General features: G+C 66.8%; 15 protein-coding genes. 8 read left to right on the top strand and 7 right to left on the bottom strand.

Annotated features, from left to right (window positions below; genetic code table 11):
• The first annotated feature begins 234 nt into the window (after positions 1 to 234).
• The 6 genes from PW843_04745 to PW843_04720 all read left to right on the top strand — a co-directional run bounded on the left by PW843_04745 (position 235) and on the right by PW843_04720 (position 4,519).
• A complete protein-coding gene (locus tag PW843_04745; protein ID MDE1145916.1) occupies positions 235 to 1,092 on the top strand; it encodes a TauD/TfdA family dioxygenase in 858 nt (285 codons plus the stop codon).
• A gap of 231 nt (positions 1,093 to 1,323) precedes the next feature.
• Positions 1,324 to 2,184 (top strand): oxidoreductase, encoded by an 861-nt coding sequence (locus PW843_04740; protein MDE1145915.1) that lies wholly within the window; start codon positions 1,324 to 1,326, stop codon positions 2,182 to 2,184.
• A gap of 63 nt (positions 2,185 to 2,247) precedes the next feature.
• A complete protein-coding gene (locus tag PW843_04735; protein MDE1145914.1) occupies positions 2,248 to 2,586 on the top strand; it encodes a PadR family transcriptional regulator in 339 nt (112 codons plus the stop codon).
• On the top strand, positions 2,579 to 3,337 hold the full coding sequence (locus tag PW843_04730) for a hypothetical protein (GenBank protein ID MDE1145913.1): 759 nt from the start codon (positions 2,579 to 2,581) through the stop codon (positions 3,335 to 3,337). Before PW843_04735 ends, PW843_04730 begins: the two co-directional genes overlap by 8 nt.
• Before the next feature lie 16 nt (positions 3,338 to 3,353).
• The gene (locus PW843_04725; protein ID MDE1145912.1) at positions 3,354 to 4,109 is read left to right on the top strand and encodes a hypothetical protein; all 756 of its coding nucleotides are present in this window, start codon (positions 3,354 to 3,356) and stop codon (positions 4,107 to 4,109) included.
• 191 nt (positions 4,110 to 4,300) lie between these two features.
• Positions 4,301 to 4,519, top strand: coding sequence for a hypothetical protein (locus PW843_04720; protein MDE1145911.1), 219 nt, complete (start codon positions 4,301 to 4,303; stop codon positions 4,517 to 4,519).
• Here PW843_04720 and PW843_04715 read toward each other — a convergent pair.
• From PW843_04715 to PW843_04685, 7 genes are all read right to left on the bottom strand, one after another.
• Positions 4,499 to 5,212 (bottom strand): cysteine hydrolase, encoded by a 714-nt coding sequence (locus PW843_04715; protein ID MDE1145910.1) that lies wholly within the window; start codon positions 5,210 to 5,212, stop codon positions 4,499 to 4,501. The two genes, PW843_04720 and PW843_04715, sit on opposite strands and share 21 nt — an antisense overlap.
• Complete coding sequence (locus PW843_04710; protein ID MDE1145909.1) at positions 5,212 to 6,042, bottom strand: TauD/TfdA family dioxygenase; 831 nt, start codon at positions 6,040 to 6,042, stop codon at positions 5,212 to 5,214. Before PW843_04710 ends, PW843_04715 begins: the two co-directional genes overlap by 1 nt.
• 5 nt (positions 6,043 to 6,047) lie before the next feature.
• Positions 6,048 to 7,163 carry an LLM class flavin-dependent oxidoreductase gene (locus PW843_04705; GenBank protein ID MDE1145908.1) on the bottom strand — a complete coding sequence of 372 codons (1,116 nt, stop codon included), beginning with the start codon at positions 7,161 to 7,163 and terminating at the stop codon, positions 6,048 to 6,050.
• 16 nt (positions 7,164 to 7,179) lie between these two features.
• Positions 7,180 to 9,489: a TonB-dependent receptor gene (locus tag PW843_04700; protein MDE1145907.1), complete on the bottom strand. Its 2,310-nt coding sequence runs from the start codon at positions 9,487 to 9,489 to the stop codon at positions 7,180 to 7,182.
• Between the two features lie 251 nt (positions 9,490 to 9,740).
• Entirely contained in the window at positions 9,741 to 11,012 is a 1,272-nt protein-coding gene (locus PW843_04695; GenBank protein ID MDE1145906.1) for an MFS transporter, read from the bottom strand.
• 231 nt (positions 11,013 to 11,243) lie between these two features.
• Positions 11,244 to 12,623 carry an amidohydrolase family protein gene (locus PW843_04690; protein ID MDE1145905.1) on the bottom strand — a complete coding sequence of 460 codons (1,380 nt, stop codon included), beginning with the start codon at positions 12,621 to 12,623 and terminating at the stop codon, positions 11,244 to 11,246.
• On the bottom strand, positions 12,623 to 13,915 hold the full coding sequence (locus PW843_04685) for a peptidase M20 (protein MDE1145904.1): 1,293 nt from the start codon (positions 13,913 to 13,915) through the stop codon (positions 12,623 to 12,625). The genes PW843_04690 and PW843_04685 overlap by 1 nt, the downstream gene beginning before the upstream one ends.
• A gap of 243 nt (positions 13,916 to 14,158) precedes the next feature.
• Here PW843_04685 and PW843_04680 point away from each other — a divergent pair, with 243 nt between their 5' ends.
• Together PW843_04680 and PW843_04675 are read left to right on the top strand one after the other, a co-directional pair.
• Positions 14,159 to 15,235, top strand: coding sequence for an acetamidase/formamidase family protein (locus PW843_04680; protein ID MDE1145903.1), 1,077 nt, complete (start codon positions 14,159 to 14,161; stop codon positions 15,233 to 15,235).
• An 86-nt stretch (positions 15,236 to 15,321) separates the two neighbouring features.
• Positions 15,322 to 16,512, top strand: coding sequence for an aromatic ring-hydroxylating dioxygenase subunit alpha (locus tag PW843_04675; GenBank protein ID MDE1145902.1), 1,191 nt, complete (start codon positions 15,322 to 15,324; stop codon positions 16,510 to 16,512).
• The last annotated feature ends 6 nt before the right edge of the window (positions 16,513 to 16,518 follow it).

Below are 16,518 nucleotides of genomic sequence, written 5' to 3'. Positions count from 1 at the left end.
GGCGGTTCCGGGTTTGGGGCCGACGCCCGCGGATCACGAACGGTCGGCAGCGGCATTGTCCATAGCCCCCGGCGGTGGGCAAGGCCGGGTCCCCGCCAGACAAGTCACCGGGCAGATCTGGACAAGACGGGCCCTGATGCCTTTCCTAGTCTGTGGATGACGGACCTGGTGCGTGGGTGCCCGACACCCCCATCGGACGGTCCGCACGGCCGAGGAGACTTAGGAGAACAGTCAGTGGAAGCCCTCGAAGCCTTGCGCACGCGCGCCCTGAAGCCCGGGTTCGGCGCGGAAATCCTGGACGTTGACCTGAAGACGGCCGGTCCCGCCGAAGTGGGCCAGGTGGTGGACGCCTTCCACCGCTTTGGCGCCATCCTGTTGCGCGGCCAGGATCTGGACCCCGCCGGCCTGAAGGCCTTCCTGGGCCGTTTCGGACCCCTGGAGGGCCACACCCAGACTAAGTTCACCCTGCCCGGCCACCCCGAGGTCTACATCCTGTCCAACAAGGTGGTGGACGGTAAGCCCATCGGCGCCCACAACGACGGCGTGGGCTGGCACACCGACTATTCCTACAAGGCCGAACCGGTGATGTGCACCATGCTGTACGCGGTGGAGGTGCCGGACGAGGGCTCCGACACCCTGCTGGCCGATCTGTGCGCCGCCTATGACGCCCTGCCGGAAGAAAAGCGGGCACAGCTGGACGGGCTGCAACTGCACCACAGCTACGAATACTTCATGACCAGCCGCCAGTTCCTACGGGTGGACAAGCTGAGCCCCGAGTTGAAGGCCCAGAACCCCGACGTCTTCCATCCCCTGGTCCGCACCCACCCGGCGGACGGCCGCAAGGCGCTGTGGGTCAGCACCGGCACGGTGAAGGAAGTGGTGGGCATGCCCAACCCCGACGGGCTGGAACTGCTGGACGAGTTGGTGGAGTTCGTGACCCAGGACCGCTTCGTCCATGCCCACAAGTGGCAGGTGGGCGACATCCTGATCTGGGACAACCGCTGCACCCTGCACACCGGCACCCTGTACGACGACAAGAAGTACACCCGCCTGATGCACCGCATGTGGGTGAAGGGCGATAAACCTTTTTAGTTGCCCCCTCAGGCGGCGGGCGCCGGCATCCGCCGGCTTGGCCTCGTCCTCGCTTTCCAGTCCGCTACCGCTCCCCGGAAAGCTCCGGCGGCCGCGGTCGCGGCCTACAGCGGCATGAGGCAGAACCTCATGCCACTGGCAAGTTTTAGTCCGATTCCCCCATTTCTCCGAGAGAATGACTGGCCGTGGGCGGCGAACCTGCCCACGGCCTTTTTCCCGAGGGACTGTGTCATGACTGAAAAGAAGCGTACCTGGCTGATCACCGGCGTCAGTTCCGGTTTCGGCCGCGCCCTGGCCGTGGCGGTGCTGGCGCGGGGCGAGCGGGTGTGGGGCAGCGTGCGCAACGCCGCCGATGCCGAGGCCTTCCGCCTGCTGGCACCCGACCTGGCCCACGCGTTCGTGATGGACGTGGCCGACGAGGCCGCAGTGCGGGCCGGCGTGGCGGCGGTGGAAACGGCCAGCGACGGCATCGACGTGCTGGTCAACAACGCCGGCTACGGCCTGGTGGGCGGCGTGGAGGAAACCAGCCTGGCGGACGCCCGTGCCCAGTTCGAGGTCAACGTCTTCGGCGCCTTGGGCGTCATGCAGGCGGCCCTGCCCGCCATGCGGCGCCGTCGCGCGGGCCACATCGTCAACGTCACCTCCGTCTCAGGATTGGTGGGCTGGCCCAGCCTGGGCCTTTATTCCGGCAGCAAGTTCGCCCTGGAAGGCATCACCGAGACCCTGGCCCAGGAAGTGGCCCACCTGGGCATCAAGGTGACGATGGTGGAGCCGGGCGGCTTCCGCACCGACTTCGCCGGCCGCTCACGCAAGCGCGGCGAGCCGGCGGCGATTCCGACCGACTTGGCCGCCGATTATGATGCCACGGTGGGTAAGTGCAAACGCATCCTGGCCGGCCATGCGGGGCACGAGCGCGGCGACCCCGCCCGCGCCGCCCTGGCCATTCTGAAGGCGGTGGACGCGGAAACGCCACCGCTGCGCCTGCTGCTGGGCGAGGATGCGGTGGGCTACGCCACCGACAAATTCGCCCGCCAACTGGCGGAGATCGAGGCCTGGCGGGCCGTGTCGGTGGATACCGACTTCCTCTCCTAACTTGGCCTCTTGCCATACCTTGTGGCGCAAGGCATCATGCCTCGCGTCACAAGGTATCGGACCATGGCCGAAAACAACTCCAACTTCATGAGCGGCGTGCCCGAACTGCTGATCCTGCGCCTGGTGCGGGAGAAGGAGATGTACGGGTACGAACTGGTGCAGGCCATCCGCGAGCGCACCAATGAGGCCATCGCCCTGGGCGAAGGCGTCATCTATCCGGTGCTGCATGCGCTGGAGCGCGACGGCGCCCTGTCGTCCTCACGCAAGACGGTGAACGGGCGCAGCCGGGTCTATTACGTCCTGACCCCCGCCGGCACCAAACGCCTGGACGACCTGTCCGGCAACTGGTCGCGCCTGACCGACGCCATCCAGTCCATCCTGGCGGGGCCGCAGCATGCATGAATTGCTCGCCCCCTTGCGGGAACGCCTGCTGGCCGCCGGCGTCGCCCCGCGCCACGTCCGTCGTTACATCACCGAGTTACAGGACCATGCCGCCGACCTGGCGACGGCAGAAATGGCGCGGGGCTGGTCGCAGGATCAGGCCGAGGCGCGGGCCGTGGCCCGCCTGGGCACCCTGACCGACCTGACCCACGCCATGGCGGCCCGGCGCGAGTTCCGGTCCTGGGGGGCACGGGCCCCCTGGGCGGTCTACGGCCTGGGGGCGGTGCTGGGCCTGCTGATCCCCTATGTGCTGGGCGTGTTCGCCCTGGCGGGCATCATCGAGGCGCATCAGCCGGCGCCCGACATCCACCCCGTGCTGCCCACCTGGTTCGAGACCGCCTTCGAGGGCGTCAGCTACGGCACCAGCCTGCTGCTGCCCCTGGCCCTAGGGGCCGTCTACGCCGTCATGGCGACACGCCAGCGCATGACGGCGCTGTGGCCCAGCGTGGCCCTGCTGATCATCGGCATCGTGGGGGCCACCGGCACCTGGTCCTTCGACCCCGGCAACGGCCAGGCCGGCAGCCTGGCGCTGGGCCTGTCCTTCGGGTTGATCCCGCCTTTTCCCAGCCTGGAAACCTCCATCCGCCACATGGCCATCAACCTGCTGCTGACCCTGGCGCCCTATCTCGCCTGGCATGTCTGGCAGAAGGCGGTGGCCCGGTACGCGGCGGACGCCCGTCCCCCCGACGACGTGCACCTGATCGGAACCTGAACCTTCTGGGGTCGCGATGCATGACCTGTTCAACCGTTTGCGCGAACGTCTGCTGGAAGCCGGCATAGCGCCCCGCCACGCCCGGCGCTATGTCGCCGAACTGCACGATCATGCCGACGATCTGGTGGCGGAGGAAATCGCCGCCGGCCACGACGACCGGATCGCGGAAGCGCGGGCCCTGGCCCGCCTGGGCGACCCGGACGATCTGGCCCAAAGCCTGATCGCGCGCGGCCACTTCCGGTCGTGGAGCGCCAGGGCGCCCTGGGCCGTCTACGGCGCCGCCCCCATCATGGCGGTGGTCGGCGGCATCGCCCTGGCCGTCGCCATCGTGGCGTCCATCCTGGAACCCTTGCGGCCGGGTCCCGGCCTGCACCCCATCCCGCCCGCCTGGTTCGGCGAGGTGGCCTGGGTCCTGAATTATTCCTACGGAATCCTGCTGCCCCTGGGCGTGGGCGGCCTGCTGGCCATCACCGCCACCCGCCAGCGCATGCCGGCCTTCTGGCCGGTGGTGGGATTGCTGCTGATCAGCGTGCTGAGCGGCCTCTTTGAACTGAACATCGTGGTGCCGGCCGATCCGCAGGCCATCGTGGAGATACGGGTGGGCGCCGTCTTCATGAACGTGGCCGCCGCCATCACGGACCTGCGCCACATCGCCATCAACCTGCTGCTGACCCTGGCGCCCTATGTCGCCTGGCACATCTGGCGCCAGGCCGTGACCCGGCACCAGCAACGCTTCGACAGCCTGGGCCAGGGCGGCCTGATTGGAACCTAAGAACCGGCCAGCCACGGGGACCGTTATGCACCGCTTTCCTCCACCGCGCGCGCCTGCCCCTCCTGGCCGCCGCCCTGCTGTCGCTGTCAGCACCAAGGGCCCAGGCCCAGGCGGCCGCCGCCGCGCCGGCGCCTGCGGCCACCAGCCAGCCGCAGCCCAATGCCCAAGCACCCATCATCGGCGAAATCATCGTGACGCCCAGCTTCCTGCCGACGCCGGAGGAAGTGAAAGCCTTCCATGATGAGGAATACGGCCGGCTGAAGGGCATCTACGCCCCCGACCCGCCCGTGGTCTCACGCGCCGACGTGCTGAGCCGGCCCAAGGACCTGAACAGCGGCACCGTCGCGGGCCCCAAGTCCATCAACTGCGCCAACATCGGGGAATGCCGGTCAGCCTACGGCGGCGGCTGAAGACGACGGCGCCCTCAAGGCCCCCACCACCGCGTCCGTCTCCACCAGCAGGGCGCAGTTCTTGGACAGGGCGTAGAGCGCGCCCAGGTGCAGCGCCGGCTCATACGCGGCACACGCGTCCGCCACCACGAAGACATGGAAGTCGCGATGGAAGGCGTCGCGCACGGTGCAATCGACACAGCATTCGGTGGTGAAGCCGCAGACCACCAGGGTATCGATGCCCCGTTCCCTCAGCCGTGCCTCGAAATCCGTGCCGGCGAAGGCGGAGAACAGGACCTTCTCCACCTCCATATCGCCGGGTTCGGGCGCCACGCCGTAATAGCCGGCGCCGGGGGTGCCGGCGCGGCAGATGGCCAGGGATTCGGCCGGCCAGCCGCGGCGTTCATACAGGGCCTTCAGCGCCGTCCCATCCGTCTCCGGCCGGGTGATGACACGGATGAAGACCGGCGGCACGCCGGCGGCGCGGGCGGCGTCGATCAGCGGGCGGATGCGGGCCAGGGTCGGCTCCACCACGCCCAGATCCACCCCGGCCTGGCCGATGGCGCCCTCGGGCGCGATAAAGTCCACCTGCGGGTCGATGATCAGCAGGGCGGTGCGTTTGGGATCGATCATGGGTGGCAGCGCCGCCGCCGGCACCGGCGGGTCCAGCGTCAGTTCGACGGGGACCGCCCCCTCTTTCGCGATTGTCGGCATCAGTAGGGCTTGTCCCCGGCAACGGTGACGCGGAAGCCGGAGCGGACGTTGGGGAAATAATCCCAGACGGCCAGGTGCTGCACGGCGCGGTTATCCCAGAACGCCACCGAATGAGGCTCCCACCGGAAGCGGATCTGGAAGTTGGGGTTCTTCACATGGTCGTACAGCATGGCCAGCACGGCCCGGCTCTCCTCCTCCGGCACCTCGTTGATGCGGGTGGTGTAGGAGGAGTTCACGAACAGGCTTTTGCGCCCCGTCACCGGATGGGTGCGCACCACCGGGTGGCTGTTGCAGGGGTAGCGCTTGTCGTAGTCCTTGAACAGCGCGTGGTAGACGTGGTTGGCGTCATGCTCCGCCGTCAGGCCGTCCAGATAGGCCTTCATGCGGTCCGACAGCGCGTCATAGGCGGCGTACATGCTGGAAAAGCAGGTGTCGCCCCCCACCGGCGGCAGGGTGTGGATGTGGAGGATGCTGCCCAGCGGCGGCTCGGCATCACAGCTGAGGTCGCTGTGCCAGTTCTCCCCCGCCACATACTTGGAATTGGCGTCGGCGTGGATGGCCACGATCTCCGGATGGCCGTCGATGCCAGCCACGGCGGAATGGATGGCCAGCTTGCCGAAATGGCGGCCGAAATCCTTGTGCGCCTCATGCGTCAGCTTGGCCTGGTCGCGGAAGAAGATGACCTGGTAACGGGCGAAGGCGTCCTTGACCTCCGCCACCTGCAACTCCGTCAGCGGCTGCGACAGGTCGATCCCCAGCAGTTCCGCCCCCAGCGCCACGGCGCTGGGTTTCACCTGGAAGCTCTGATACGCGCGGATGCCGTTGTCCATGGCGGTCACACCTTGCCCGGGAAGGCCTTGCGGATGGCGGGCAGCACCTCGTTGGCGAAGCGCGGCACGCCGGTGATGTAGTCGGGGAAGATCAGCATCATGCCGTCCAGGTCGCAGCCGCCCAGCATGTCGATCAGCTTGTCGGCCAGGGTCTTGGGCGAGCCCACCAGGTGGCTGGACATGAAGCCCGACCGGGCCTTGGTGGTGAAGTCGTTCTGGCGCCCGATCTCCACATCCAGGAAGCCGTAGGCCTTCATCATGCCGCGCCAGGCGCCCTCGTCGAAGCCCTCGACGTATTGGGCGGCCAGGGCCTCGGCCTCCGCATCCGTGTCGGCGGGCAGCAGGGTCATCATGGAATAGGTCTTGATGGTGCGCCCGGCCTCCTTCGCCATGGTCTTGGCCATGCCGCTGTTCTTGGCGAGTTCCTCCTTGGTCGTGCCCGAGAGGAAGATGGCGTCCATCTCATTGATGGTGAAGGCCATGCCCCGTTTGGAGGAGCCGGCGCAGACCAGGAAGGGGCGGGAGAAGGGCTTGGGATCGGACTGGCAATCCGTCAGCTTCACGTACTTGCCCTGGTAATCGACCGTGTCCTCGGTCCACAGCCGCTTGATGGCGTGCACCCATTCCTCGGCGAAGGTGTAGCGCTCGTCATGGTCCAACTCATCCCGCCAGGCGCCCATCTGCTCGAACTCGCCCTTGAACGAGCCGTTGACCACGTTCAGGCCGGCGCGGCCGTGGCTGATGTGGTCCAGGGTCATGATCATCTTGGCGGTCACGGCCGGGTTCTGCAGCAGGGTGTGGACCGTGGCCCACACCTTGACCTCCTTCGTCACCTCCGCCAGGCCGGCCATCATCATCTGGCTTTCCATGGCGTAGCGCCAATGGTCGGTGGTGCCGCCATAGCCGCGCCACTTGGCCATCGCCATGATGAAGTCATAGCCGGCACCATCGGCCAGTTGCGCCACCTGGCGGTTGTAGGCGTAGGAACCATCAATGGGCGGGGCGGAGGACGACAGGATCCAGCCGCCGTTGGCGATGGGCAGGAAGATGCCCAGATCCTTCCCCCCCGTATCGGAGGGCAGGGCCGCGCGCTTCAGCTCGGTCGTTTTCGGTTGCGTCATTTGAAATCAGGCCCCCTTAGAACGAGTAGCTGACGCTGGCCAGCATCTGGCGCGGCGGGATGTACTGGTTGCTGACCACGCCGCTGCCGTACGGGTCGGTGTAGCGACCGGCGATGCCCGAGCGGTCCAGCAGGTTGGTGACCGTGAAGGTCGCACGCCACGGACCGGACTCCGGCAAATATTCGAAGAACAGGTTGATCTGGCTGTATGAGGGTACGTGATCCACGCTCTCGTTGAACACCCGCGCCTCATAATCGCTGCGGAACAGCAGTTCGATGCGCGAGGTCAGGCTGCCATAGTTGCCCAGGGTCTGCAGCCAGCTGGCGTTGACGCCGCCGGCGGCACCCGGCATGTCGGGCGGGGTGTTGCCCTTCACGTTGATGGACTGGGCCGCGCGGATGGCGAACCACTGCGCGCTGTAGGGATATGTCACGCCGGCGGCCACGGCCTTGGCGGCGGCGGCATCGGCCAGGCGCCGGTCCAGCGCCAGATAGCTGTCGGGGATCTCCCCGTCCATCAAGGTCAGGTTGCCGCCCAGTTCCAGCCGGTTGTCCAGCAGACGGTACTTGGCCTCGATCTCCGCACCCCACATGTTCACCTGCGGGATGTTGCCGATGCCACCGCTGTAGGGCACCGGATCCTCCTCAATGTACTGCATGTTGTTGTACTTGGAGTAGAAGGCGGAGACGTTGACGTTCAGGTGGTTGTTCAGGAAGCGGTTCTTGGACCCAACCTCGAAGCTGTCCACCGTTTCCTTGGAATAGGTGTTGGACACAACCTCCGCACTGTTGGTGCCGGTGTTGATGCCGCCCGGCTTATAGCCGCGCGACCAGCTGGCGTAGATCATGTTGTCGCTGGTCAGGTCGAAGTCGGTCTCGGCCTTGCCGGTGAGCGCGTACACCTGGGTGGTGCGTGGCGACGGCGCGCCGTAATAGTCGGAGCCCCAGCCGTTGTAGAGATCGACGTTGTAGCGGACGCCGCCGGTCAGGCGCCAGCGGTCGGTCAAATGGTAGGTCCCCTGAAGGAAAGGTGCGACCGAGTCACGGTCCACCGACGACAGGTTCTCATAGCTGAGGTTGGCCGGGATGGCGCTGGCCGACGTGCTGGTGGGCAGCACCGGCGTCGGGTCGCTGGTGTCGGTGCCCTTGTATTCCACCACGTACTGGCTGCTGTGGGAGTGCATGTAGAAGACACCGGCAATCCAATCCAGGTCGGTGCCCGGGTTGGAGCTGAGGGTCACCTCCTCCATGATGGCGCGGCTCTTGGTGTTCCAGGCGGCCACGGTATCGTAGCCGCCGAACAGCGCCTCTGTGCTGCGGTCGCTATCGAACGACTGCTTGGCGTCCATGTACTGATAGCTGCTGATGGACTTCAGGTTCCCGAACGGCAGGGAGTAGTTGATGTTCAGCGTGTCCACGTCCATGGACAGCTTGAACTTGGCCGGGAAGTCCTGCGTCACCTCCCGCGGATCGGGGTTGGGATCGTCGATGGACTTCAGCGCGCTGCCGTGGTGGTCATCCTCGAAATGCTGGCCCGTCAGGGTGATGGACAGATTGTCGGTCGGCTGCCACAGGCCGGCCAGCTTGTAGTTCACATTGTTGGCGTCATCCAGGTCGTAGCCGCCCGGAATGCCGGTGGCGGTGGCATAGCCGTCGTGGCTGGTCTTCTGCACCACGGCGCGGATGGCGGCCGTATCGCCGATGGGCACGTTCAGGTCGGCCTTGCCCATGGCGTAACTGTAGTTGCCGAAGGTGGCGGTGGCGTCGCCGCTGAGCTTGCCCAGCTGCGGCTGCTTGCTGATGACGTTGATGGCGCCGCCGGTGGAGCTTTGGCCGAACACCGTGCCCTGCGGCCCGCGCAGCACCTCGACATGGTCGACGTCCAGGAAGCCCAGGTTGAGGGCGATATTGTTGGGGATATAGACGTTGTCGATGTGGAAGGACACGCCCGGCTGGGTGAAGAAATTCTCCGGCGTCTGCGAACCGACACCACGGATGGAGACCATGACCTCCGACCCGCCGCTGGGGTTGATCTGCAGGCCGGGGACGTAGCCGTTCAGGCCCAGCGGGCCGGTGACATTGCCCTTTTCCAGCGTATCGGCGGAAACGGCCGTGACCGAGATGGGGGCGTGCTGAAGATCGACCTGCCGCTTCTCGGCGGTGACGATGATGGGTTCCAGTTCATCGGCGGCCGGCCCCTGGACCGGCGCGTCATTGGGGTTGGCCGGTGCGGGCGCCTGCGTGGTCTGGGCGTAGGCGGACCCACCCGCCAGCATCGCCACCGCCGCAGCACCCAGCAAACAACGCTGCTTCAACTCTCTCAACATGCCCGACCCCCATTCTTGGTAGTTGGCGAAAGCCATCGCCTTGGGACCAAGCATGGGGGCATCACTGAAAGTATTCTTGTTGTACGGCGCCCGAGAAGTTGCCTGAATTTACCGTTGCCCAAAGTCCCCATAAGTCCCTGCCACCCATCATTTTTTATTGTGATGCGGATATGACACGAAGCGCCACCCGCAGATGTTACCGCGGATGGCGCCTGTGACACCGAAACTCTGTTTTATTGTTGGGCCAGCCCTTAGCCGGCCTGAACCGTAACCGCCGCCCCGTCCGCGTTTTCAGCGGACGGCCGGGCGAAAGGGCGGGCCGCCGGCACCGGGCGCCCCAGCATCATCAGCGGCACGACGGTGCCGACCATCAACACGGCGTAGAAATAGAAGATGGGCGCGAAGGTGCCCATCTGGTCGGCGATGGCACCCGCCGCCACCGGGCCGGCGGCCGCCACCGTGGTGATGGTCCAGACCATGCCCAGCACCTGGGACCCTATGTCCTTGCCGAAATATTCCAGCAGGAGGACGCTGGCCGCCAGGTAGGCGATGCCCCAGCCGACGCCGAAGGTCAGGGCGAAGACGCCGATGCCCAGCGGCGTGCCGGCCCGCGCGAACAGGGCGATGCCCACCACCTGCAAGGCCATGCCGATGACCAGCAGCAGGCGGGTGGAGACATGTTCGCACAAGGGGCCGGCCACACCCTTGGCCACGGTCATGACCAGGGCCATGGCCGCCAGGGCGAAAGCCGCCATGTCCGGCGACACGCCCAGGATGCCCAGATGGTTCAGCGCCACGCTGTTGATGGTGGTGACGCAGGCCATGTTCATGGTCATGGCGCCCGCCACCGCCAGGAACTGCGGCGTCATGATGGCGGTGCGGTAGGTCCAGCCGGTGGCCGCGACGGGGGTTGGCTTGGGGCCTGTGTCCACCACCATCGCCGCCGCTTCATCCGTCTCGATGGCCTTGTCACGGATGCACAGCAGGTTGACCAGGGTGACGGCCACGGCGACACCCGCCATTTCCATCCAATAGGCGCGCCAGTCGCTGGTGATGGACACCAGGGCGCGGGCCATGGGCGGGCCGACCACACCGCCGAAGGCACCGATCATCAGGTAGATGCCCATCATGCGCGGCGCCCGGCGCGGGAACCAGCAGGCGATGGCGTAGATGGCCGGCACGTTGCCGGACAGCGAATACCCAAGGCCCAGCAGCAGCATGGCCGCGTAGAAGGTCATCAGGCCATGGGTGAATGAGGCCAGCGCGTAGGCCGCCACCAGCACCAGCCCGCCCAGCACCATCGTGGCACGCGGGCCGAACCGCTTCATCAGTGCTGTGGGGAAGACGCTGGACAGGCCGCAGGCGATGCCCAGCAGGGAGAAGCAGAAACCGGCCGCCTTGAAGGACCAGTGCAATTCGCCGACCATGGTGTAGAGCACCACGCCCAGCGAGGCGAACGTCGCGGCGTTGAGGAAGAAGAAGCTCAACGACACCGCCGCCAGGACCAACCATTCTCGCCGCATCAGGATACCCCCGGGCTTTGGGTCCAAAGCCGGCCCAGTTCTCAAGCGGAACCGTGGCCGGCTTCATCATTTATTCATCAACGAAACGCTATCAGCCGAACCGGTCGCCGCGCTTACCAACAGGCGAACAAACTTATGCGGAAAACGCCCGCCCACTGTGATCATAGGCACACTAAATGGTTCAATCGCCTAAAAAAACGGCGCCATTGGAATTGCCCATGGAATGGGCAATCAGCGGACCGGCCAGCGGCTGCGCGGGGTGATGCCGGCCCGCCGCAGCAGGTCGCCCCGGGCCGCGCGCGCCTGGGTGCGCAGGGCATCCTCATCCACCATCAGGCACCGGCCATCGCGCACCACGACGCGGCCGTCCACCACCACGTCGCGCACCGACCGCCCATCGGTGCCCCACACCAGGTGCAGCGCCGGATCGCCCGGCACCATCCAGGGGGCGGATTTGAGATCATGCACCACCAGATCGGCGCGCTTGCCCACCTCCAGCGAACCGATGCGGGCGGCCATGCCGATGGCCCGCGCCCCCTCGACGGTGGCCAGGCCGAAGGCCGTATCGGCCCCGAAACGTTCATCCAGCCGCATGTCGCGCGCCAGGCCCGCCGCCAGCGCGGCCGCCCGGTGGATGTCGGGCAGGTCGGCGGCGTTGGGCGCGTCGCAGCCCAACGCCACGCGGCCACCGCGTTCCACCATCTCGGCATGGCGGCCGGCGCGCGTGACGCCCTGGGCCAGGCGCAGATAGGCCCAGGGGCAATAGGCGACGGCCGTGTCGCTGGCCAGCAACGCATCCACCTCCGCATCGTCCAGCCAGACGGCATGGGCCAGCAGCAGGTGGGGGCCCAGCACGCCGAGATCGGCCAGATGCAGCAAGGGCCGCCGGCCTGACCGGCGCAAATAAGCCGTCACGTCCGCCTCGGTGGGCGAGATGTGCATGGTCATACCCACGCCGCGCGCCCGCGCCAGATCGGCGGCCCCGGCCAGCAGGGCGTCGCTGGCCAGGTCATGCCCCACCAGGGTGACCCAGCCCTCGACCAATCCGCCTTTAGGCAGGCCGTCCAGCACGGCGGCCTGGCGGGCCAGCACCTCATCCGCCGGGGCGGCGTGGGGCGCGTCCGCGATGTCCCAGCCCCAGCAGCCGACCGCTGCCCGGATGCCGGCCTTGGCCAGGCCGGCCGCCACGCGGAACGGATGGGCCACGGTGCCGGCCTCAACCAAAGTGGTGGTGCCGTATTTCAGCGATTCCACGGCGCTGAGCGTGGCCGACAGCTCATCATCATCGGCACTGTGGGCGCCGTGGACGGGCACCGCCCAGTCGAAGATCGACACCTCCGACTTCTGCAAATCCGGGATCAGGCTGCGCACCAGCGGGTCGCCCGTCAGATGCTGGTGCGCGTTGATCAGGCCGGGGGTGATCAGGCCTTCGCCCGCATCCAGCACCGGCGCCGTAGGCCAGCGGGCGCGCAAGGTTGCCGCCTTGTCCACCGCGATGATGGCGCCGTCGGCGATGGCCACACCACCGTCGGACCACACCGTGCGCCGGGCGTCCATGGTGACGACGTCGCCACCCAGGACCAGAAGATCGGGGGCGATGTCGCCGGTCATCAAGCGCGACCGCAGAGGGCCAGCGCCGCCATGGCGTACAGCCGCGTGCAATCCACCAGATCGTCGATGCTGGGCCGCCAGCGGCGCGGCCCCATGGTCACCGACGGAATGCGGTTCATGTTGAAGACGTTATGGTCGCGCCACATGCTGGAATAGATGGGATTGCTGATGGGCTGCGGCCCGCCCTTCACCCGCTCATGCGCATGGCCCAGGGCCGATTGCAGAGGCTTGACCGCCGTGGGGTCGGCGGTGAAGCCGTGGCGCACGGTGTAGGGCTGGATCTTCACATCACCGAAGCCGGCATCGCGGAAGGCGCGCTTCAGGTCGCGGTCCACGGCGGCGATGGTCTGCACCGGGGTCAGCGCCACCTGGACGTAGAGGTTGCACACCTCGCTGGCGGCACCCATGGCCTGGGGCGTGCCGCCCCGGATGGCGCCGATCTGCACCTTGGGCACGGCCGTGCCGCCGGGTCCCTCATACCGGTGCTTGACCTCATATTCCCGCGCCCAACGCTGGATGATCTCGATGGCCGGCGCCACCTTGACCAGCGGGCTGGGATGGTCGGCCAGCGCCTCCGGATGGGTCAGCAGGGGCGTGAACACACCCTGGCCGTATATCGTGACGCGGAAATCGGCATAGCCGCAGGCCGTCCAGTTGATGCCGAAGTCCGTACCCTCGGCCGAGATCACGTAATCCGGCGCCACCCCGCCGTGGGACATCAGGTAACAGGCGCCCAGTTCCTTGCCCAAATAATCGACACCGGCCTTGTCCTCCGCCGGTTCGGGCCCGATCTCCCCCGGGCAGGCCGTCAGGTACATCAGGCCGCTGAGGTCGATGCCGGCCTTGCGCAGGGCCTTGGCCGCCATCAGGAAACAGGCCATAGGCCCCCGGTCGTTGCCCACGGCGTGGCCGAAGAACGTCTCCCCCTCCAGCCAGGCGCCCAGCCATTGCGGGTCGGCCACCGTTTCCGGACGGTAGGTGAACTGGTCCGTCTCATCATAAAACGGGCTTTCGGTGTCCAGGTGGCTGGTGAACAGCAGGTTGGGGCCGTCGCCCTTGCCGCCATAACTGCCGATGACGTTGAAGCGGTGTTCCACCAGGCCGGCCTTGCGCGGGGCGAAACCGTTACCCGCCATCCAGTCGAAGACGAACTCCCCCACCCGGCGTTCCTGGCGCATGGGCGAGGGGATGCCGCACAGGTCCAGCACCAGCTTGACCAGTTCATCCCGGTCGATGGCCTGGGTGATGGCCGCGGCCTCCGCATCGGAAACCTTGAGCGCCTGTGTCGTCATGATTGCCCTGCCCCAATTGTTCGGCTTGTTTCTGATGAGGATCATAGGCGGGGGTTTCCCACCCATTCTTGCCGATTAACGCATGAAAGCTTGCCCGGACGGAACAACGGCGCCCGGCCAAGGGAAATGCGAAAGCGGCCATGCGCGTGCAGGCAAGATCGGCGCACCGGTCTGGTCCTAAGCTTTCCCCACTGGGCGCCACGAGGGGCGCCTAAGAGGACACGTTCCAACCAAGGGGGAACAATGACCGTTCAACTGGATCGCGCCGCCGCGGCGGAACGGCACAAGATCAGGCCGACGCTGCACATGCTGCCGGCCACGCCGCGCACCGTGCATTGGGGCTATTTCAATGCCACCCAGGCGCCGGTCCTGACGGTCAAGAGCGGGGACATCATCCAGGCGGAGGCCATCACCCACCACGCCGGCGACGCACCCGACCTGATGATGGACGAGGCGGTCGCCCGGATTTTCAAGGAAATCCCCGAGGCCGACCGCAACCCCGGCGTCCACATCATGACCGGGCCCATCTTCGTCGAGGGCGCCAAGCCCGGCGACATGCTGGAGGTCCACTACCTGAAGATGACGCCGCGCACCCGCTATGGCTCCAACCTGGCGGCCAACTGGGGCCATCTGTACAAGGAGATGGGGAAGGAGCGGGTGACCATCTATGAGCTGGACGCCATGAGCCAGCAGGCCCACGCGCTCTACGCCTACGACTTCCCCGGCCTGTACGACGTGCCGGGCAAGATCACCAACTGCCCGGAATGCGACCGCCAGCCGGCGCTGGCCGGCGTGCGGGTGCCGGTGCGCCCGCACCTGGGCACCGCCGGCGTGGCGCCCGACGTGACGGGCCGCATCAGCACCATTCCGCCCGGCCTGCACGGCGGCAACATCGACAACTGGCGCATCGGCGCCGGGGCCACGATGTACTATCCGGTCCAGGTGGACGGCGCCCTGTTTTCCATCGGCGACCCCCACGTCTCGCAAGGGGACGGGGAGCTGAGCGGCACGGCCATCGAGGCATCGCTGAACGTCATGTTCCAGGTGTTCCTGCGCAAGGATTTCCAGTTCCCCTCGCCCCTGCTGGAGGCGCCGGATTGCTGGATCGTCCACGGCTTCGATCCGGACCTGAACGTCGCCATGCGCAACGCCTCGATCGACATGCTGAAGCTGCTGACCGAGCAGCAGAGCTTGAGCCGCGACGACGCCTATTCGCTGATGAGCGTCGCGGCGGATTTCGGCGTCACCCAGGTGGTGGACGGCACGCAGGGCATCCACGTGCGCATCCCCCGCGGCGTCTTCCCGCCGCGTGAGGACTGATCGCCGGATCACCGGACAAGAAACCAAGACGATGGCGCCCGGGTGAGCCCGGGACGCCGAGGGGCATGGGCGTGGGGGTTCAAACCATGAAGCACTCTTTCCTGAATGACGCATTCTTCCAGGGCCTGGACAGTTCCGCCCTGGGCGTGGACGAGGCGGAGACCTTGCCGCCGCTGTGCTACACCGACCGCGATTTCTATGAGTTCGAGAAAGAGGCGCTGTTCAATCACGAATGGCTGTGCGTGGGCCGGGAATCCTGGGTGAAGGAGACCGGCGACTATTTCACCACCAGCATCATCGACGAACCCGTCGTGGTGGCGCGTGGCCGCGACGGCGTGGTCCGTGCCATGTCCAGCGTGTGCCAGCACCGCGCCATGCTGGTGGCGGAGGGCCAGGGCAACACCCGCGCCTTCCTGTGCCCCTACCACCATTGGTCCTACGGCCTGGACGGACAGTTGATCGGCGCGCCGGCCATGGAGAAGACCTGCAAGTTCGACAAGAAGGACGTGAAGCTGCCGCAGTTCAAGGTGGAGATCTGGCACGGCTTCGTCTTCGTGAACTTTGACATGGACGCCGCCCCCCTGGCCCCGCGCCTGGCGGCGCTGGAGGCGGTGATGGCCCCCTATTCCATGGAAACGCTGAACGGCCCGGCACCGGACCGGGACATCAAGTTCCCCTGGAACTGGAAGGTGATGTTCGAGAACAACAACGACGGCTATCACGCCAACCGCCTGCACGGCGGCGCGCTGCACGACTTCGTGCCGTCACGCCTGGCGGCCTTCCCCGACGACCTGCCGGGGGACACCGCCGGCTACTATCGCACCAACGGGACGCTGCATGCCGACGCCAGCTTCAACCCCACGCAGAAAGCCATCCTGCCGGTGTTCCCCGCGCTGGGCGACACCGAACGCAACCGCATGCTGTTCGTCAACGTGCCGCCCACGCTGTCGCTGGTCATCACCAGCGACATGATCATCTACCTGATCCTGCGCGCCGACGGGGCGGAGACGCATCTGATGGACCAGGGCTACCTGGTGGCGCCGGGCGCCCTGGACGACCCGCTGTTCGACGACAAGCTGGCGATGAACAAGCATTCCACCGCCGCCATCATCGCCCAGGATCTGCACGTGGACGAACTGGTGCAGGTCGGCCTGCGCTCCCGCCACGCCATCCGCGGCCGCTATTCCTGGCAGGAACAGGCGCAGCGCGAGTTCAACGACTGGCTGGTGCGCCGCTATAAGGGCACCTGGGACCGCATCAAGCCCGCCAAAGCCTGACGCCCC

Source organism: Azospirillaceae bacterium (genome assembly GCA_028283825.1).
Lineage (GTDB): Bacteria > Pseudomonadota > Alphaproteobacteria > Azospirillales > Azospirillaceae > Nitrospirillum.
The sequence above is the reverse complement of the archived record's forward strand: the minus strand, read 5'-3'. Positions and strand labels throughout refer to the sequence as shown.

Bases quoted from the DNA above. Each gene is read 5' to 3' on its own strand.
- PW843_04740 (MDE1145915.1), top strand. From the start codon at position 1,324: ATGACTGAAAAGAAGCGTACCTGGCTGATCACCGGCGTCAGTTCCGGT.
- PW843_04735 (MDE1145914.1), top strand. From the start codon at position 2,248: ATGGCCGAAAACAACTCCAACTTCATGAGCGGCGTGCCCGAACTGCTG.
- PW843_04730 (MDE1145913.1), top strand. From the start codon at position 2,579: ATGCATGAATTGCTCGCCCCCTTGCGGGAACGCCTGCTGGCCGCCGGC.
- PW843_04725 (MDE1145912.1), top strand. From the start codon at position 3,354: ATGCATGACCTGTTCAACCGTTTGCGCGAACGTCTGCTGGAAGCCGGC.
- PW843_04715 (MDE1145910.1), bottom strand. From the start codon at position 5,212: ATGCCGACAATCGCGAAAGAGGGGGCGGTCCCCGTCGAACTGACGCTG.
- PW843_04710 (MDE1145909.1), bottom strand. From the start codon at position 6,042: ATGGACAACGGCATCCGCGCGTATCAGAGCTTCCAGGTGAAACCCAGC.
- PW843_04705 (MDE1145908.1), bottom strand. From the start codon at position 7,163: ATGACGCAACCGAAAACGACCGAGCTGAAGCGCGCGGCCCTGCCCTCC.
- PW843_04700 (MDE1145907.1), bottom strand. From the start codon at position 9,489: ATGTTGAGAGAGTTGAAGCAGCGTTGTTTGCTGGGTGCTGCGGCGGTG.
- PW843_04695 (MDE1145906.1), bottom strand. From the start codon at position 11,012: ATGCGGCGAGAATGGTTGGTCCTGGCGGCGGTGTCGTTGAGCTTCTTC.
- PW843_04690 (MDE1145905.1), bottom strand. From the start codon at position 12,623: ATGACCGGCGACATCGCCCCCGATCTTCTGGTCCTGGGTGGCGACGTC.
- PW843_04685 (MDE1145904.1), bottom strand. From the start codon at position 13,915: ATGACGACACAGGCGCTCAAGGTTTCCGATGCGGAGGCCGCGGCCATC.
- PW843_04680 (MDE1145903.1), top strand. From the start codon at position 14,159: ATGACCGTTCAACTGGATCGCGCCGCCGCGGCGGAACGGCACAAGATC.
- PW843_04675 (MDE1145902.1), top strand. From the start codon at position 15,322: ATGAAGCACTCTTTCCTGAATGACGCATTCTTCCAGGGCCTGGACAGT.